General features: G+C 42.3%; 17 protein-coding genes. 15 read left to right on the top strand and 2 right to left on the bottom strand.

The annotated features are described in order from the left end of the window. Positions 1-21: 21 nt before the first annotated feature. Positions 22-933 carry an SDR family oxidoreductase gene (locus tag QPK24_RS18305; protein ID WP_285743615.1) on the bottom strand — a complete coding sequence of 304 codons (912 nt, stop codon included), beginning with the start codon at positions 931-933 and terminating at the stop codon, positions 22-24. A gap of 117 nt (positions 934-1,050) precedes the next feature. Here QPK24_RS18305 and QPK24_RS18300 point away from each other — a divergent pair, with 117 nt between their 5' ends. From QPK24_RS18300 to holA, 4 genes are all read left to right on the top strand, one after another. Continuing rightward, positions 1,051-2,052 carry a helix-turn-helix transcriptional regulator gene (locus QPK24_RS18300; protein ID WP_285743613.1) on the top strand — a complete coding sequence of 334 codons (1,002 nt, stop codon included), beginning with the start codon at positions 1,051-1,053 and terminating at the stop codon, positions 2,050-2,052. Positions 2,053-2,753: 701 nt separating this feature from the next. After that, a complete protein-coding gene (locus QPK24_RS18295; protein ID WP_160034040.1) occupies positions 2,754-3,299 on the top strand; it encodes an RNA polymerase sigma factor in 546 nt (181 codons plus the stop codon). After that, a complete protein-coding gene (locus QPK24_RS18290; protein WP_285743610.1) occupies positions 3,300-4,658 on the top strand; it encodes a zf-HC2 domain-containing protein in 1,359 nt (452 codons plus the stop codon). A gap of 304 nt (positions 4,659-4,962) precedes the next feature. Then, positions 4,963-5,985 carry a DNA polymerase III subunit delta gene (gene holA / locus QPK24_RS18285; RefSeq protein WP_285743608.1) on the top strand — a complete coding sequence of 341 codons (1,023 nt, stop codon included), beginning with the start codon at positions 4,963-4,965 and terminating at the stop codon, positions 5,983-5,985. Positions 5,986-6,222: 237 nt separating this feature from the next. Here holA and rpsT read toward each other — a convergent pair whose 3' ends face one another. Continuing rightward, a complete protein-coding gene (gene rpsT, locus QPK24_RS18280) occupies positions 6,223-6,492 on the bottom strand; it encodes a 30S ribosomal protein S20 (RefSeq protein ID WP_160034046.1) in 270 nt (89 codons plus the stop codon). A 198-nt stretch (positions 6,493-6,690) separates the two neighbouring features. Here rpsT and gpr point away from each other — a divergent pair, with 198 nt between their 5' ends. The 11 genes from gpr to dnaJ all read left to right on the top strand — a co-directional run bounded on the left by gpr (position 6,691) and on the right by dnaJ (position 19,425). Beyond that, positions 6,691-7,692, top strand: a complete 1,002-nt coding sequence (gene gpr / locus QPK24_RS18275; protein ID WP_285743606.1) for a GPR endopeptidase — start codon at positions 6,691-6,693, stop codon at positions 7,690-7,692. A 264-nt stretch (positions 7,693-7,956) separates the two neighbouring features. Beyond that, positions 7,957-9,243, top strand: a complete 1,287-nt coding sequence (gene spoIIP, locus QPK24_RS18270; RefSeq protein ID WP_285743604.1) for a stage II sporulation protein P — start codon at positions 7,957-7,959, stop codon at positions 9,241-9,243. Between the two features lie 29 nt (positions 9,244-9,272). Then, positions 9,273-9,632, top strand: a complete 360-nt coding sequence (locus tag QPK24_RS18265) for a hypothetical protein (RefSeq protein WP_285743602.1) — start codon at positions 9,273-9,275, stop codon at positions 9,630-9,632. Between the two features lie 124 nt (positions 9,633-9,756). Next, the gene (gene lepA / locus QPK24_RS18260) at positions 9,757-11,571 is read left to right on the top strand and encodes a translation elongation factor 4 (protein ID WP_285743600.1); all 1,815 of its coding nucleotides are present in this window, start codon (positions 9,757-9,759) and stop codon (positions 11,569-11,571) included. A 407-nt stretch (positions 11,572-11,978) separates the two neighbouring features. Beyond that, complete coding sequence (hemW, locus tag QPK24_RS18255; RefSeq protein ID WP_285743598.1) at positions 11,979-13,160, top strand: radical SAM family heme chaperone HemW; 1,182 nt, start codon at positions 11,979-11,981, stop codon at positions 13,158-13,160. 75 nt (positions 13,161-13,235) lie between these two features. Beyond that, entirely contained in the window at positions 13,236-13,700 is a 465-nt protein-coding gene (locus tag QPK24_RS18250) for an N-acetyltransferase (protein ID WP_285743596.1), read from the top strand. 188 nt (positions 13,701-13,888) lie between these two features. Further along, a complete protein-coding gene (locus QPK24_RS18245) occupies positions 13,889-14,050 on the top strand; it encodes a hypothetical protein (protein WP_285743594.1) in 162 nt (53 codons plus the stop codon). Positions 14,051-14,182: 132 nt separating this feature from the next. Then, on the top strand, positions 14,183-15,214 hold the full coding sequence (gene hrcA, locus QPK24_RS18240) for a heat-inducible transcriptional repressor HrcA (protein WP_285743592.1): 1,032 nt from the start codon (positions 14,183-14,185) through the stop codon (positions 15,212-15,214). 196 nt (positions 15,215-15,410) lie between these two features. Continuing rightward, positions 15,411-16,007, top strand: a complete 597-nt coding sequence (gene grpE / locus QPK24_RS18235; protein ID WP_285743590.1) for a nucleotide exchange factor GrpE — start codon at positions 15,411-15,413, stop codon at positions 16,005-16,007. A 301-nt stretch (positions 16,008-16,308) separates the two neighbouring features. Further along, positions 16,309-18,150: a molecular chaperone DnaK gene (dnaK, locus tag QPK24_RS18230; protein WP_285743588.1), complete on the top strand. Its 1,842-nt coding sequence runs from the start codon at positions 16,309-16,311 to the stop codon at positions 18,148-18,150. A gap of 150 nt (positions 18,151-18,300) precedes the next feature. Then, positions 18,301-19,425 (top strand): molecular chaperone DnaJ, encoded by a 1,125-nt coding sequence (gene dnaJ, locus QPK24_RS18225; RefSeq protein WP_285743586.1) that lies wholly within the window; start codon positions 18,301-18,303, stop codon positions 19,423-19,425. Positions 19,426-19,434: the final 9 nt, after the last annotated feature.

The raw sequence follows: 19,434 nt of genomic DNA, 5'->3' as shown, positions 1-19,434 counted from the left end.
TGAATAGAAATGTATTTATGATTAACGATATCCTTCAGCGTTTGCCGGTTTTCCTGCTTCTTGTACTTCTTTTAGATAGCGGAAGCAGTCTGGCTGTGAACCATCTATATCTGTAAAATGATATCTCTTTGCTAGCTCTCCGCTGGAACAGGAGCTGCCGTTTAGTTCATGTTTCTTTTCATCCATCGCTACCGCGGCCACCGCACGTCCAATATAACGCGGAGATTCAGAGATGATAAAGTGCGGGTCTTTTTTCGCGCCATCCCTCCAGTTCTCTTCGGTGACACCGAAGACTTCAAGCATAATTTCAGACCGCATCCAGCCTGGTGTAATAGCAAGAGCTGTACATTCATGAGGTGCGAGTTCGTGAGCAAGCGATTTGGCCAGTCGAATGACAGATTGCTTTGTCAGATCATAAAATAGGGACAAACGATAGCGATCCGCATTATAATCGGCCGTCCCATCGGTGATTTCTACCACAAGCCCGCCTTTATTTTGAATAAGCAGCTTCAAGGCATAGTGGCTTGTAATTAAGTGTGTTTCCACCCCTAGACGAAGCATGCGTAAGCCTTTATCCAGCGAGTGCTGCCACACCGGTGTATCCCACTCCGTCAAGTATTCTCCGCCCCATATATCGTTTACCAGGATATCAAGTTTTCCTTGTTCTTTTTCTATTTTCTCTATTAAAGATGCTACTTGTTCGGGGACTAAATGATCCACTTGAACCGGAATACCAATCCCCCCAAGTTCAGTTACTAATTCCGCCGTTTCTTCAATTGTTTCCGGACGTCCATATTCTGAAATCTGCTTTCTGGTTGTTCGACCCGTTACATATACGGTTGCGCCCGCCGCACCTAATTCCATGGCAATTCCTCGACCTGCTCCGCGGGTTCCGCCTGCAACGAGTGCAACTTTTCCCTCTAATGGTTTCATATAGCTTCAGCTCCTATTCGGTATTGAGTATAGTATACTCATGAATGTAGACATCTATTGTCATATTAAGAAGTGAAGAAATCATTTCTTTTATATAAAAAGTAAGGGTGATATACGGTGCGGGCAGATCGATTGATTCGAATTCTTTTGTTATTACAGAACCAAGAGAGATTGACTACCAAGGAATTGGCACAACAATTGGAAGTGACAGAACGGACAATACATCGGGATATGGAAGCTTTAAGTGTGGCAGGGATTCCTGTTGTAGCTAGGCGGGGAAAGTATGGGGGCTGGCAGTTAATGGAGAATTATCGAACTCGTCTTACGGGATTGAAAAAAGAAGAAATCATGTCTTTATTTCTATCTCCTTCCCAGCAGCTTCTAAAGGACCTCGGCTATTTACAAGAATGGACAGAAGCCAGGGAAAAACTTATCGCCAGCATTCCAAAGAATCTGCACAGTGAGGTGAAAGATGTTACGAATCGGCTGCATATTGATTCTAGTGCTTGGCGTCCATCTACTGAAGTGATTCAAATGTTTGAGTTACTGCATCAAGCGGTTTGGGATCAACATAAACTAAAGATCAAATATGAACGGGCTGATGGAACAGTGGTTACACGCATTGTGGAACCCTTGGGTCTAGTAGCCAAAGGAAATACTTGGTATGTAGTTGCCGCTGTCGAAGGAGAAATAAGAAACTATAAAGCATCCAGGGTCATTACTGCTGAAAAGCTGGACGAGCCGTTTGAAAGACCAGATGATTTTGAGTTAGCTAGTTACTGGCAAGAATCAAAACAGCAATTTATTCGTAGTTTGCCGAGTTATGAAGCTCAAGTGGAAGTTTCTCCTGACATTCTAGCAAGACTCAAGTTTACAGGGCGGTTTGTAAAAATAGAAGATCTGAAGAAACAAGAGGGATCATGGATTTCGGTTAAGCTAAACTTCGATACCGAAGAGGAAGCAAAGTCATTTATTTTAGGATTTGGTAATCAGATTCGAGTTATACAGCCTCTCCAGCTAAAAGAACAAATAATTCAGGTGGCAAGATCTATTATTGATTTTTATAATCATGACGGTGTTCATTCTAAAGAGTCAAAGCATGGCCACGATGAATCCTAATTTACTTATACAAAAAGATTATTCCCATAATGTGGGGATAATCTTTTTTATTTTGACTAAGAGTGTTATGAGTATACCGTTTATCGAGACAAAATCCCTATTGATATTTACATACATTATATAGCGGAGTATAGCGATTTGGAGGTATATGGCCTCCTACGTGAGAACAGTAACGTACATTAAAATAACGACTTACACTATTGGTTCAAGTGAATATTATCTAATTTTCATAGATTCAGCCTTGGAGAAGATCTGTTTCTCAGGAGGCTTTTTTATTTTGCGAAAAAATAATGACTTCTCTCTTCAAATTAAGCGGTAATCTGCCGATATAAAGAAGTATCGATTTATACTGATTTTCATTTTATAGATTTAAGAAAATACTCTAACATGCGGACCTACTTTTACATTGGTTTCTCTTCTCTGTAAAAGAAGTCGGCTTTTTTTGTGTCTTTTATAAACAAACTAATAATTGGTTATTAATAAATTTACAACCAGTAATACAAATGGTTAACTGGAAATAATAATGACGAAGTCCTATATATTTGATATTCTATAGGAAGCTTTTACTTCAATTACCTTATTTTTGGTTAAAATTACATAAGATCCTTCGTGTGATAATAAAACGTTTAAATTTGGCATAATGTTGCAACAATTTTATATTATGGCACGTCAGTAAAGATACAAGGAGAGGGGGATCCTTTGTGGTAGAGCAGGGACTCATCAGAGCCGCTCAATCAGGCGATCGCGACGCATTAATTACCCTATTGAGAGACATAGAACAGCACGTCTACAAAACTGCTTATTATATTTTAAATAATGAACAAGATGCACTAGACGCTGCACAAGAAGCACTTATTCGAATATATACCAAGATCAACTCGTACGAAGAAAAAGCACAGTTTAAAACGTGGGTACAGCGTATAGTAACAAATATTTGTATTGATAAATTCAGAAGAACAAAGCCTACGGTATCGATTGATGAACATGAGATGGTATTTGAGGGACGTCAAGATGTAGAACATGAAGTGATGCTTACTTATGTTTCACAAGATGTACAAGAGGCGATTAGTCAACTCCCCGAGCATCATCGAACGGTCATTGTGCTCAGGTATTTGCAAGAACTCTCTTACAATGAAATTGCAGACTGTTTGGATCTGCCGCTGAATACGGTGAAATCTTATTTGTTTAGGGCAAGACAACAATTGCAAAGTCTATTACAGGAGTATCAGAAAGGTGGTGTAACCTAGATGAAATGCCAAGAGGTGGTAGAGCGTATGCACCGATATATTGACCATGATCTGAATGATAAAGAGAAAGAAGAGTTACTAGCACATATAAAAACATGTGAAAGCTGCTCTGAAAAGTTTCAAATTCTTCAAAAACTATCTCACGATCTCGAGAAATTGCCGGATGTATCTCCTCCGTTCAGCTTGGTAGATCGAATTATGCCACAGCTTGATGAGATAGATCGAGGTCGTAAAGAGCAAGGCAGCACTATTCAAGAAATGAAAAAAGAAGATAATATGATTCCTCTGTCTGTGCATACAGGAAATACGTTAAGAAGCTTTAGGAAGACCCGATTGGGACGAATACTTATGGGTACAGCAGCGGCAGCTGTAGTTCTTGGTGTTGCTGTATATCAGCATCAGCCGCAAGAATTAAATCAGGCGGAAATCGATAAGAACTATAGCTTAAATGAACTTGGACCGAGCTCAGTAACGGGAAGTGGCGGGGGAGTTCAGGAAGAAGATAATGAGATTTCTCCGCAACCTATTGATGAGAAGCCGGGAATAGAGGAACCTGATTCCGAGGTGTCTTCTGAGGATAATTCACAAGCAAAGCCAAATGTAGACGCAGCGCAGCCGGCACCCGCTAGTGAGCCTGCAGATCGGGATGGATCCAGATCAATCACTGCGGATCCTGATAAATCCAAGTCTGTTTCTTCTGATCCGGCTGTGCCAAAAGAGAATCCATCTGCTGATCAGAAAACCGTACCGAATTCTTCATTAGATAAAAATAATGATAAATCGGTAACTTCTCCAAACAATTCGGTTTCTTCAGGTACTCCTAACAAGAAGATGGAAAATCCAAAAACGGACAGCAAAGGAACCCGATCTAAAGAAGATCCTGAATTACAAATAACAGGGCCAGAATCAGAAAAGTCTCTAGTGCCAGACACAAGTGTTTCTAATACGGAGAGTGAAGAGCCGCTTGGCAGTGAAGATACCTCAAGCATAAGTATGTTTTCTTTGGATGACAGTATTTCAAGTCTAGCAACTTCGGTCTCACCAAAATGGCTTTCCCCGGATGGACTTTACTTAACAGGTTATAAAGACAAGAAGCTGAGTATTTATCGTCTGGACGGGACTAAGAAGGACCAAAGAGTACTTTTGCAAGAGATTGAGATCCAATCTACCTTTGTAAAAGGCAGCTGGTCAGATGATAGCTTGACCTATTATTATGAAGTAGAGCAGGATGGAAAAACAACGAAATATAGTTATACCGTTACAAAGGAAGACCCAAAAACAGCTGAAAAGATAGAAGACAACAGCACCACCCATTCTTCTTCGCAAACTGAAACACAATCCACCGATAACAAAAGGTAGCTTCTGAATGAACGAAATAGAAATAGACAATAGCACAAATGATAAGAATGATGAAAATACAGTCATCATTCAGGCACCATAAGCACCTGGTATGAATATGTATAGGGTAACTCCTTATATGGAGTTTTTAAGGGAAAGCGTCGTATGACCGCGGGCCGGATGGTTTCTAGAGCCATTATTCGGACCTTCGTTTATATAGATGCGTTGACATGGGGACCTGGTTCTGCTTGAAATTAGCAGAACAGGTCCCTTTGTTGTTTTCTTGATTTCTGATAGGATAGAAGGGATGGAGGTGTGTACGTGAATGGACGTAAAGACGGCCGTTAAAGCGATTCGAAAGGGAGAGCCGGCTAGCGTATACTTGTTGTACGGAACTGAAAAATATAGCATTAAACAGTTTACCGATATACTTAAGGAACAGCTTATTGAAGAAGAGCATCGAGATTTTGCGATGGCCTCTTATGATACGGCAGAGACCCCGATTGAACAGATCATTGAAGAAGCAGAGACGGTTCCCTTTCTTGTTCCCCGCAAGTTAATCTTTGTTCGAGATCAGAATTTATTTACAGCGGGGAAAGATACAAAAATAGAGCATAAGATAGAGACATTAATTACCTATCTTGATAATCCTGTGGATTATAGTATTCTTGTTTTCCTAGTACAGGGAGAGAAGCTTGACGAACGTAAAAAAATCGTGAAAACAACGAAGAGTAAAGCGACCGTACTCTCTTTTGGACCGATACATGGAGAAGAACTGACAAGTTGGCTAGTGAAGCAAGCAGCCAGCCGTAAGGTAACGATGGGACAAGAAGCAGCAGAGACGCTGATTTCGCGTGCAGGTACAAGCCTGCAGACTTTGTCGGCTGAAGTAGATAAACTTTGTTTGTATGCAGGTGAGGGTGGAACTTTATCTAAGGTAAACGTGGAGGATCTGGTCGCTCGAAATACGGAACAGAATATTTTTGCTATGGTCGAAGATATTGCAAATCTAAGATTAGGAAAAGCACTGGATATCTTCTATGAACTTCTGAAGCAAAAAGAAGAACCCATCAAAATTGCTGCCCTGATCTCAAGGCAATTCCGGATTATTTTGCAAGTGAAAGAGCTGGGGGCACAAAGCTATTCACAACAGCAAATTGCAAGTCAGCTCGGGCTGCATCCTTATGCGGTCAAAATAGCAGGCGAACAGTCGAAAAAATTCCCAGCCGACCGGCTTCGGTTCATTTTGAAGTCCCTTGCTGATCTTGATTATCAGATGAAAACAGGGGCTATCGATAAAGTGCTTGGCTTAGAGTTATTTTTACTAAGGCTTGGAAGTCATTCGTAACTCACCTGAGTAGTATTCATTTCAATACCTATTCTTTTTAGCTTGGAAATAAGTAGAAAGATCGAAACAGCGTCTCTTTGGCGCTGTTTTTTTGATGATCATGCCTGATTCGGATTCGGATTAGTGTAAGGAGAGAGAAAAACATATAAGTATTTATCGCGGGTGGAGGACATACTAAAAAAACCTGATCAGCAGAGCTGTTCAGGTTTTTTGCCTAGTCGTTATGGAAAGCGCTGCTTACGCGTTAGTAAGAGCGTTCAATTTTTTGGCCAAGCGGGATTTCTTACGAGCTGCAGCATTTTTATGAACAAGACCTTTAGTTACAGCTTTGTCCAGGCTTCTGGAAGCAGCTTGAATCGCAGCTTTAGCTGTTTCAACTTCGTTAGTAGCCAGAGCTTGGTCAGCAGCTTTAACGGAAGTACGAAGAGCAGACTTCTGGGAAGCGTTCAAAGCACGACGTTTATCATTTGTTTTCACGCGTTTTACAGCGGATTTGATGTTTGGCATTACATTCACCTCCTGTTAAGGCAATACTTATGAAATACAAACCTTTCACAACTTAAAATATTCTAGCACGAGACCCCTTAAAAAGCAAGGATAACATGAGACAAGCCTGCAAAACAAAATTGGAAAAACATTTGAATAATTAAAGGCCGTTGTCACAAACTACAAGATATCTGTATTTTGAGGGAGGATCATAACCAAATGACACTGGATTTGCAAAAATATGGCGTGCGCACTGATTTAGCAGTGGAAGCTAGAGAACTGGCTCAAATGCAGGATCGTTCCCCCATTCCAGGCGTAGAGGAAGAAGTAGAGCAGTTTGGAGATATTAAAGTTACCAGACTAGATGTACTAAACGAAGAAGGTTCAAATCGAATCGGACGTATTATTGGACACTATGTCACACTCGAAGTTCCAAAACTTCGCAATGGTGATACGACACTTCAGGAGAAAGTTACAGCTACTTTTACAAAAGAAATGGAAGATTTTATTGCGAAAATTGGAATATCGAAAACGGCGAAGGTCCTGATCGTGGGGTTAGGTAACTGGAATGTCACCCCGGATTCACTGGGTCCGCTTGTTGTTGAGAATACAATGGTGACTCGACAATACTTTGAACTCATGCCAGACCAGGTTTCCCCCGGGTACCGAAATGTAAGTGCGATTGCTCCAGGGGTGCTTGGCCTGACGGGGATTGAAACCAGCGAGACGGTGCAAGGCATTGTAGAGCGTACAAGGCCTGATCTGATCATTGCGATTGACTCGCTAGCTTCTAGATCACTCGAACGCATCAACACGACGATTCAGGTTGCGGACATCGGCATACATCCTGGGTCCGGAATTGGTAACAAACGCAAAGGAATTACAAAGGAAATTTTGGGTGTTCCCTGTATAGCCATTGGCGTGCCAACGGTTTGTTACGCTTCAACTATCGTGAATACAACGTTTGAGCTGATGAAGGCTCATTTTGCCAAAGAAACAAAATCCGGTCGTCAAATTCTTGGTGTACTTAATGATATAAGTGAACAGGAACGACTGGGGCTTGTGAAAGAAGTACTTGAGCCGCTTGGTCATGATCTGATCGTTACTCCAAAAGAAATTGATGATTTTATTGAAGATATCGCGAATATTATTGCAAGCGGATTAAATGCGGCACTTCATGAAGCCGTTGATCTTAGTAACGTAGCTTCTTATACCCACTAACAAAGAATGCCGTGAAGTGAAGACCGAATCTGAAGACCGAATTCGAAGATCGAATCAGAAGACTAAGCAAGAAGATCAAAAAAGAAGGCCGAATCTATCGGTCTTCTTTTTTTGTTTCTATTATTTTAGTTCTACTTGTTTCCTCCGGTTCATAGTTTTGAAGTATGAGAGATTTGCAAGAAAGAGGAGTGAATCTCTTACGCTTATCACGAGAAGCATAGATGTACTTCGGCTATAAGTGCTTACGGAGGTGGACAAGTTCAAATGAATAAAATACAAACATGGAATGTAGCAAAATGGAGAGCTGGCGTTCTTAGGATGTTAGCAACAGGAAAAGCACTCATGCTGCTTATCATGGTTTCCGCTTTATTTTTTGTTGTGTTAGGTCTTGGAGGGATGGCAGAGCGAAAACTGAGCACCTCCTCCATATCGTCTATGAAAGGTTTTGCGGGTTCCATATCAAGCGGAATTTTCATGGATATGCTCGGAATGGAACTGCCTCATCTTGCTCAGGGCAAACAGCAATCCGAAATAACGGGGGAACAAATCACTTCCTTTGTGTTTGAAATGCTGACAGGTGTAGATCCACTGAATCCGAAAAGCCTTATTGCAAGTCAGGTTCCAGGTATGGGGACGAATGAACCGGTACTGCTGCGTATTGGTTCAGGCAACGAAAAGGCAGAGGCTCCGCAAGACTACCAGCCTGATCCAGGGTACGTTGCTGAGTCCAGCGGGGAAACACCAGGCCAAGCAGAACCTGATCCTGAACCGAGTCCTGATCCAGGTGAGTCACCGGCTCCTAGCAACACCGATCCTGCCACGGAAGTACCAGGTAAGGTTACGGAAAATCAAAGCCCTGCCGAAGTGAAAAAGAAAACAGTGCTTATCTATCATACTCACCCGCATGAAGCCTATAATCCGCTGCTGGGAACGAAGAGCAATAACCCCTCCTCCCCGAAAGCGAGTGCTAATGTGTTCTTGCCGGGAAGTTATCTTACGAAGCGTCTCGAGTCACAGGGGATCGGTGCTCTGCATGAGACGGAAGATTATGTGTCTACAAAAAAAGATTATAACTGGAATTATTCTTATAAATATTCAAGAGAAACCATCAAAGCAGCAATGGCTGCAAATGAGGATCTCACGTATCTCATCGATATTCATCGGGATTCTTCCCGGCATGATAAATCAACAGCAACGATTAACGGAAAGAACTATGCGAAAGTCTTTTTTATCATTGGTCATGATAATCCCAATTGGGAGAAAAACGAAGCTTTTGCCGCCAAAATTCATAAAAAAATGGAGAAATTGTATCCAGGCCTTTCAAGAGGGGTATGGGGTAAGAATGGCGGAGGAGGAAACAATGGTGAATATAACCAGTCCTTGTCCGAGAAAAGTATTTTGATTGAGATTGGCGGTATTGATAACACCGATGCAGAGCTTAAACGTACATCAGAAGCTTTGGCAGACATCATCGCGGAAGTATATATGGAAGACCAATCGATCGATAAAGCAAGTACGGATCAGAATCCAAGCAGTTCAAATAAGGGCTAGACCACGATTTCATGGACGGAGGGAATAGCATGTCGTCTTTTACCAAAAGATTATTCATGTTTATGGTACTTATCCTATTTGGAATACTGCTTGGAATGCAGATCGCAGGGGAAAGTCTTAATACGTCGGATAAGAAGAGGTCAGAATTGCCGTCTTCCGGAGAATTAACACAGCCTGTATTGCAGCAGGAAACCGTATTATTAGAGGAAAAACCGGTAATAGTACAGACTAAACCACAGGTCATTACCCCGAGAGAGGTACTAGTAACTGAACCGGGAAAAGAACCGGCAGTTGACCGATTTGCAGAAAAGACCGCCGGACTCTTGCAGCAAGCTTCCCAAAGCGGGATTCGATGGGTCGTTTCGCTCTTTAACGGCATAACCGATTAGATAATCGTGGAAAAAACAGGAGAATTTCCTGATAAGAACAACTTTGGCTCTCCTCTTATTGAAGGCTGTTCCGCTTACTGTTATAATGAGATGATTGACATTAGGCTGTTTGTGGGGGTAAGGCATGACAGACATTCAAGCAAGACAACGAAAAATTAGAAATTTTAGTATTATTGCACATATAGACCATGGTAAATCTACTTTGGCTGACCGTATTCTGGAGTACACGGGTGCACTGACTTCGCGCGAAATGCAGGAGCAGGTACTTGACCAGATGGACTTGGAGCGGGAACGCGGAATTACCATTAAACTGCAAGCAGTGCGACTTACTTACAAAGCAGATGACGGTGAAGAATATCTTCTTAACCTGATTGATACACCGGGACACGTCGATTTTACGTACGAGGTATCAAGAAGTCTTGCTGCTTGTGAAGGCGCGCTTCTAGTGGTGGATGCGGCACAGGGCATTGAAGCCCAGACGCTGGCAAATGTGTATTTGGCACTTGATAATAACCTGGAGATCCTACCGGTTATTAACAAGATCGATCTTCCAAGTGCAGACCCGGAACGGGTTAAACAGGAGATTGAAGATGTAATTGGTCTTGACGCAAGTGATGCGGTTCTTGCTTCTGCTAAAGCAGGAATTGGCATTAAAGAGATTCTGGAGCAAGTGGTTACAGGGGTTCCTGCACCTACGGGCGATCCAGACAAGCCGCTGAAGGCACTTATTTTCGACTCGCACTATGATCCTTATAAAGGGGTTATCGTATATATTCGCGTCGTTGACGGGAAGATCAAAGCCGGTTCGAAGATCAAAATGATGGCAACGGACAAGACTTTTGAAGTCATTGAAGTTGGCTCATTTATGCCGCGTATGACGATTGTGGACGAGCTTAACGTGGGTGATGTAGGGTTTGTTGTTGCAGGAATTAAGCATGTCGGAGATACACGTGTCGGGGATACAATCACGGATGCGAAGAATCCTGCACCGGAACCGTTGCCTGGGTATCGTAAAATCAATCCGATGGTATACTGCGGTCTCTACCCAATTGAGACATCGGACTATAATGATCTACGCGAAGCATTAGAGAAGCTGCAACTTAATGATGCATCTCTCAGCTTTGAACCGGAAACATCCAGCGCACTTGGCTTTGGTTTCCGTTGTGGATTCTTGGGTCTGCTTCATATGGATGTTATTCAGGAGCGGATTGAACGTGAATTCAACATTCCACTCATTACGACAGCGCCAAGCGTTATTTATCGCATTAAGCTGACGAATGGTGAAGTGATCGAGATTGATAACCCATCCAATTATCCGGAAATCGGACGAATTGATCATGTCGAAGAACCATATGTAAAGGCAGATATTATTGTACCGAATGATTATGTAGGTACAGTTATGGAACTTTGTCAGAACAAACGTGGGGAATACGTCAACATGGAGTATCTCGATGCGAACCGTGTAACAATTACGTATGAAATTCCGCTTGCGGAAATTGTATATGATTTCTTTGATCAGTTGAAATCAAGCACTAAGGGATATGCGTCCTACGATTATGAAGTTTGCGGGTATCGCGTGTCGAACCTCGTGAAGATGGATATTTTGCTGAACGGAGAGCAGGTTGATGCGCTGTCCTTTATCGTTCACCGCGAACGTGCATATCAACGCGGCCGTGTTATTTGTGAGAAACTGCGCGGACTTATTCCACGTCAAATGTTTGAGGTGCCAATTCAGGCTTCCGTAGGTACGAAAGTAGTAGCGCGGGAGACGATTAAGGCGATGCGTAAAAACGTATTGTCTAAATGTTACGGCGGTGATATCTCACGTAAACGGAAACTGCTTGAGAAGCAAAAAGAAGGTAAAAAGCGGATGAAGCAGGTTGGTAACGTAGAGGTTCCGCAGGAAGCGTTTATGGCAGTCTTAAAAATTGATGATTAATCATCAATTTTAAGACATTTCATTTGACCTACAATCAACCATTCGGTGCATCACGAAAAGTGTGCATGAATGGTTGATTGTACGATTGGTTCATTCGGTGCACCACGATAAAGTGTGCATAAATGGTTGATTGTACGATTGATTCATTCGTTGCTCCACGAAAAGTGTGCATGTATGGTTGATTGTACGATTGGTTCATTCGGCGCCATGAACAGTGCGCGTGAATGGTTGATTGAACAATTCTTTCAGTCTTGCACCACGAAAAGTGTGCATGAATAAATAATTGTACGATTGAAGTCTTTTCAAGTTAAGCATTCAAAAGGAAAGCCGCTCTGGCTTTCCTTTTTTCTATAATAACGATACAATGATTCCTTACACGATGTATAAATATAAGGGGGTATACCCGCGTGACTCATGAGAAGCTAGCTGGGCAACAATCCGCACCTCAAGCGGTGTATATTCATATTCCTTTTTGCACCAATAAATGTTTCTACTGTGACTTCAACTCGTATGTTCTGAAAGATCAGCCGGTTATGAAATATTTAGAAGCGCTCGAGCGGGAGATGGAATATACAGTAACACAAACGCCTCCGGGTGAGATTAAAACGATTTTTGTCGGGGGAGGTACGCCGACGGTACTTAAACCAGATGAAATGGCTTATTTTTTGAAAACAGTTCGTACGTATTTCCCTAACTGGTCAGATGACATTGAATTCTCAATGGAAGCAAATCCAGGTACGACGGATCTAGAAAAAATGGCAGTAATGAAAGAAGGCGGAGTTAACCGGGTTAGTTTTGGAGTACAAGCTTTCCAAAATGAACTATTAACAGGGATTGGCCGTATCCATAATACAGATGATGTCTATCGCAGTCTTGAGAATGCACGCAAAACCGGTCTGACTAACCTCTCTATAGATTTAATGTTTGGTTTGCCAAATCAGACGGTAGAGATGCTTTCTGACAGTATTACACGTGCGCTCGAACTAGATCTTCCTCATTATTCAATCTATGGACTTAAAGTAGAAGAGAATACTTTATTCCACACGATGTTCCAAAAGAACCAGCTGCCGCTGCCAAGTGAAGATCATGAACTTAAAATGTATCTCTTGTTAATGGAACGTATGAAGGAAGCAGGATACAATCAATATGAGATTAGTAACTTTGCCAAACCAGGCAAAGAAAGCCGTCATAATATCACCTATTGGAGAAATGAAGATTATTATGGTCTTGGAGCGGGAGCGCATGGATACGTCCATAGACAGCGTCATATGAATATTCGCGGGGTTAATCCTTATAATGAAGCGACCGAAAAAGGACTGCCGCGCCTAGAAACTTTTACGATCTCTAAAGAAGAAGCAATGGAAGATTTCTTGATGGTAGGGCTTCGTATGCTGGAGGGTGTCTCAAGTACACGATTTGAACAGCAATTTCATGTGAAATTGGAAGACATATTTGCAAAACCGCTGCATAAAATGTTGCATGCAGGACTCTTGGAAGCGGAAGGTGACATGTATCGCTTAAGCAGCCAGGGAGTCCTGTACGGGAATGAAGTGTTTGCTGAATTCATAGGTGCGATAACCGTTAAATAATATCTTGAACTTCTATGCGTCATGTTGTATATTTATACAAATATTGATGGATCATACATAGGAGGAGAGAAAATCATGACCGCGGTATGCAGAAAAGCGTCGCCCAAAGATGTTGATTCATTATACCTGATGATTAAAGGCTATGCAGAGAGAGGAATTATGCTTCCCCGCTCGCGAGACGTGCTCGAGAGGCAGATTGATCTTTTTGTTGTGGCTGAAGTCGATGGAAACGTCGTTGGATGCGGCTCTTTATGCCAATTGGGGAATGATCTGGTGGAAGTCAGATCGCTTGGAATCTCGGAGGGCCACAAAGGCCAAGGGATCGGTTCCTTGCTGTTAGACAAACTCGTAGAGGAAGCCAGAGAACTTCAAATACCGAAAATCATGGCTCTTACGTATGAGGTGTCTTTTTTCGAGAAGAATGGTTTCGTTATCGTAAGCAAAGAGATTTTTCCGGAAAAGGTATGGACGGATTGCGTTCACTGTAGTAAACAGAGCTGCTGTGACGAAATTGCCGTATTAAAAGTACTAAGTGAATAGAAGCGAATCAATGAGCTGCGGGGGGAAAGAAACATTTTTATTCTGATCTCCTTCGCGGCTATTATGTATTTTAAAGTCTGCATTTGGTTCAAGATGAAACTGTGATAAATGTAACAGACGTCTTACGAGCGGCTGATATAGTAGGAGGGTATGTTTACTAATACCGTCTGAAAAGGAGATAACGCTCTATGCAGATGCTTGCATATATTGGTCTGATCGGCAGTGCTATTTTTTTCTTTTTCATCTTATTATCAATGATTTTGCAAAAATGGAATAAAAAATGGCTTACACTTGGTCTGCTTGTGTTTATCACTATTTTTGCAATTAGTGCGGGTATAGGCGTGAGTTAAGCAGCTGAAAAGTCCAAACCGACTTGACAACGTTCAGGTCTGTTTGGTATTTTTGTATTATTGATTAGCACTCGTTAGAGTTGAGTGCTAACGATAAAAAACACCACATTTAATTTAGGGAGGGGCACACGTATGTTAACCGAGCGACAACGACTGATTTTGAATGCTATTGTTGACGATTATATCCGTTCGGCGGAACCCGTGGGATCCCGTAGCATTTCAAAAAGGGGCGATGTTGGATATAGTCCGGCAACAATCCGTAACGAAATGTCTGACCTGGAGGAAATGGGATTTTTGGAGCAGCCGCATACATCTGCCGGCCGCATTCCTTCACATAAAGGATATCGTTATTATGTTGACCATTTGGTTCCTTGGAATGAAACGGAGCCCTCTGAGCTGCAACAGCTCAAATCTTTTTTTGCTGAAAAATTAAATGCGATGGAACAAGTGATACAGCATGCTTCGACCATCTTATCCCATATGACCAGTTATACTTCGATCCTGCTGGGTCCAGAGGTGTTTCATACCTCGCTTCGTCATTTTCAGCTTTTACCGCTGGGTGAGAATTTAGCAGTGGCGATTATTGTAACCAGCACAGGCCAAGTGGAGAATAAGACAGTAAGTCTTCCTCCTGGCATTCCATTATCAGAAATGGAGCGAGTAGTGAATCTGCTGAACAGCAAACTGGTGGGAGTACCTTTATATAAATTGAAAGCTAGACTGCACACTGAGATTGCAAAAGAGATGGAGAAACATATCTTTCATTACGAAGGTTTCATGCACCTGCTTGACTCGGCACTCGATGGAGAATCGGAACATCGTCTTTATCTCAGCGGCACAACGAATATGCTCAACCAGCCGGAGTTTAGAGATGTGGAGAAAGTAAAAGATATCTTTGATCTTTTGGAAGAGACTCCAACTATGCTGAAAATGATGACACCTAAGATGGGCACAACAGGTGTACAGGTTCGGATTGGAACCGAGAATAAGCATGAGGCATTTTCCAATTGCAGTCTGATTACAGCAACTTATTCTGTAGAAGGTGAGGCACTTGGAACCATTGGAATCTTGGGCCCGACTCGTATGGAATATGCGAAAGTAATTAGTATTCTTAATGTACTATCTAAAGATTTGACCGCCGTGTTAACGCATCGTTTTAAATAATTGTGCCCGGAAATAGTCAGTTGGTCATTCTAAATCATGTCTTTTTTTAAATACAGGCTGTGTTTAGAATAGACAAGATTCGATTAATAATGAAATCTATGGACAAACGCAGGTCTGTATCACACTGATGTGGAATGAATAGAGGGCCGCGTTATTAGAGCAGTGGATTTATTCCTATTTTAAGGAGGTGAACATCTTGAAAGATGAACAAACATTTGTAGATAAAGAAGAAAACACTCCGCAAGAAAACGTAGTGAATGAAGCTGATCAAGCTGCAGAAGAACAAAACCCGGTGAATGATTCTGCTGAATCAGCACAAGAGGAAACGGAAGCAGAGGTACTTGATCCTGAAACTGCTAAATTCAAAGCACTCGCTGAAGAGAACGAGAAACGTTATCTACGTACGCAAGCTGATTTCGATAACTTCCGTCGCCGTACTCAAAAGGAGAAGGAAGACCTAGCGAAATATGCTACGACGAAGCTAATCACTGAACTTGTACCAGTCATTGATAACTTTGAACGTGCGATGAGCACTGCTGATTCAAATACAGATGCTGACTCCTTTATTAAAGGAGTGAACATGATCTTCCGACAACTGGAGGGTGTCCTCGGAGCGGAGGGTCTTACTGTTATGAACACGGTGGGTCAGCCGTTTAATCCGGAGTTCCACCAAGCGATCATGCAGGTTGAAAGTGATGAGTATGAGGAAGGTATCGTAGTGGAGGAAGTACAAAAAGGCTACATGATTAAAGATAGAGTACTTCGCCCAGCGATGGTTAAAGTGAGCATGTAAAATCCATGATCCAAGCCATTCGAAAGAAGGGCAAAATCATGGATTGACATAAACTTAGGTATGAACATTTCGGTGCCAGTCGAAAAGACTGCATGAAATGTTTATACTCTGTGTTTAAATGTTATAACATTTGAATGTCATGTCATACATGTATTACTTAGATGTTCTAACGTGTTCAACGTTATACATGATTATAGATTTCCAATAAATAATTCGGGGTAAGTCACTGACTTTCTACGAATGATATACATTGAATAAAAGGGCCTTGAAAGCCTGCACATACAGAAGGAGGATATTATCCATGAGTAAAGTTATTGGTATTGACCTTGGAACCACAAACTCTTGCGTAGCAGTTATGGAAGGCGGCGAAGCTGTCGTTATCCCTAACCCAGAAGGCGGACGTACTACCCCTTCCGTAGTAGGTTTTAAAAAAGATGGTGAACGTGTTGTAGGTGAAACTGCAAAACGTCAAGCAATCACAAACCCTGATCGTACGATCAGCTCTATCAAACGTCATATGGGCACAAGCCATAAAGAAACAATCGATGGAAAAGATTACTCCGCTCAAGAAATTTCTGCAATGATCTTGCAAAAATTGAAAGCTGATGCAGAGGCTTATCTTGGCCAACCGGTAACTCAAGCGGTTATCACAGTTCCAGCTTACTTTAATGACGGTCAACGTCAAGCAACAAAAGATGCTGGTAAAATTGCAGGTCTTGAAGTTCTTCGTATTGTCAACGAGCCAACAGCTGCAGCACTTGCTTACGGTCTTGAAAAATCCGAAGATCAAACGATCCTGGTATATGACCTTGGCGGCGGTACATTTGACGTATCGATCCTTGAACTTGGTGATGGATTCTTCGAAGTAAAAGCAACTAGCGGTGACAACAGCCTTGGCGGTGACGATTTTGACCAAGTCATCATTGATTACATGGTAAGTGAATTCAAAAAAGATCAAGGTATTGATCTGAGCAAAGATAAAGCAGCAGTACAACGTTTGAAAGATGCTGCGGAAAAAGCGAAAAAAGAGTTGTCCGGCGTACTGACAACAACGATTTCCCTTCCGTTCATTACTGTAGCAGACGGCGTACCGCAACACTTAGAAATGAACTTGACTCGTGCGAAATTTGAAGAAATTTCTGCGAACCTGGTAGAGCGTACACTCGGCCCAACTCGTCAAGCTTTGAGTGATGCAGGTATGACAGCTAACGATATCGACAAAGTAGTACTTGTTGGTGGATCAACTCGTATCCCAGCAGTACAAGAAGCAATTAAGAGACTTACTGGTAAAGACCCTCATAAAGGCGTTAACCCAGACGAAGTTGTTGCTCTTGGTGCAGCAGTACAAGCCGGCGTACTTACTGGTGATGTAAAAGACGTTGTTCTTCTTGACGTAACTCCATTGTCCCTTGGTATTGAAACTGCAGGCGGAGTATTTACAAAAATGATCGAACGTAACACAACGATCCCAACAAGTAAATCCCAAGTGTTCTCTACTTATGCGGATAACCAACCAAGCGTTGAAATCCACGTACTTCAAGGGGAACGCGAAATGGCAGCGGGTAACAAAACACTCGGCCGCTTTATGCTAGGAGATATTCCTCCAGCACCACGCGGTGTACCTCAAATCGAAGTTACTTTTGACATCGATGCGAACGGTATTGTTAACGTATCTGCTACAGATAAAGGTACAAATAAAACACAAAAAATCACAATCACATCTTCCAGCGGTTTGACAGATGCAGAAGTTGAACAAATGATGAAAGACGCTGAACTTCATGCAGAAGAAGATAAAAAACGCAGAGAACTTGTTGAAGTGAAAAATACGGCTGACCAATTAATCTACTCTGTAGATAAAACAATTAAAGACCTCGGTGAAAAAGCAGACGCAGGAGAAGTAGAAAAAGCAAATGCAGCGAAAGAAAAACTGCAAAAAACGCTTGAATCCGACAACGTTGAAGAGATCAAAGCTGCTACAGAGGAACTTACTGAAATCGTTCAGCAATTGTCTGTAAAACTGTATGAGCAAGCTCAGCAAGCAGCTGAAGCGCAAGGTGCAGGTGCAGACGCACAGCAAAATGCAGGCGGACGCGATAATGTCGTTGATGCTGACTATGAAGTTGTAGATGAGGATAAAAAATAAATAATCGTTTGTAAAAAACGATCATAAGCCTTACAAGTGACAAGCATGGGAAGGTCAAAGCCGGAGTAATTTCGTGCTTTGATTCTTCCTTTTGTCACGTATATACGTTATGTTTATAGTTATGTTTGTAAAAGGTATGGGGGTGGAAGAGTGGCTGATAAGCGTGACTACTATGAGGTACTAGGCGTTAGCAAAAACGCTGGTGAAGATGAAATTAAAAAAGCATACCGTAAGTTGGCCCGTCAATATCACCCGGATGTGAACAAGGCAGCCGATGCGGAAACGAAATTTAAGGAAGTAAAAGAAGCTTATGACGTTCTTAGTGACGGACAGAAGCGGGCAACATATGATCAATATGGTCATGTCGATCCGAATCAAGGAATGGGCGGCTTTGGCGGAGCTCAAGATTTTGGTGGATTCGGCGACATTTTCGATATGTTCTTTGGCGGCGGAGGCGGCGGACGCAGAGATCCAAATGCACCGCAGCGAGGTAACGATCTTCAGTACACGATGACTATTGAGTTCAAGGAAGCGGTATTCGGTAAAGAATCCGATATTACGATCCCGCGGACAGAGAGCTGCGATACATGTCATGGTTCCGGTGCAAAACCAGGAACGAAACCAGAAACTTGTTCCGTATGTCATGGCAGCGGTCAAGAAGAAGTGGTTCAGAATACACCATTCGGACGTATGGTGAATCGCCGTGCTTGCTCTAACTGTGGTGGTTCTGGGAAAATCATTAAGGAAAAATGTACGACTTGCCAAGGAAGCGGTAAAGTTCGGAAACAACGCAAGATTCACGTCAAAATTCCAGCAGGTGTGGATGATGGTGCTCAGCTGCGTATGAGCGGTGAAGGTGAAGGCGGATTACGCGGAGGTCCTGCGGGCGATCTATATATTGTAATTCGTGTGAAATCACATGACTTCTTCGAAAGAGAAGGAAATGATATCTACTGTGAAATTCCACTGACATTTGCGCAAGCGGCACTTGGTGATGAGATTGAAATTCCAACCTTGCGAGAAAAAGTGAAACTGAAAATCCCGGCAGGTACGCAGACCGGAACTTATTTCCGACTTAGAGGAAAAGGGGTTCCGCATCTTCGCGGAAGCGGCCAGGGCGATCAGCATGTTAAGGTTGTTGTTGTCACTCCAAGCAAACTAAGCGAAGAGCAAAAAGATTTGCTTCGTGAGTTTGCTGCGCTGAACGGAGAACAAACGCATGAGAATGAGCAATCTTTCTTTGATCGTGTAAAACGTGCGTTCCGTGGAGACTAATAGGCAGAA

Source organism: Paenibacillus polygoni (assembly GCF_030263935.1).
Classification (GTDB): Bacteria; Bacillota; Bacilli; order Paenibacillales; family Paenibacillaceae; genus Paenibacillus; species Paenibacillus polygoni.
The sequence above is the reverse complement of the archived record's forward strand: the minus strand, read 5'-3'. Positions and strand labels throughout refer to the sequence as shown.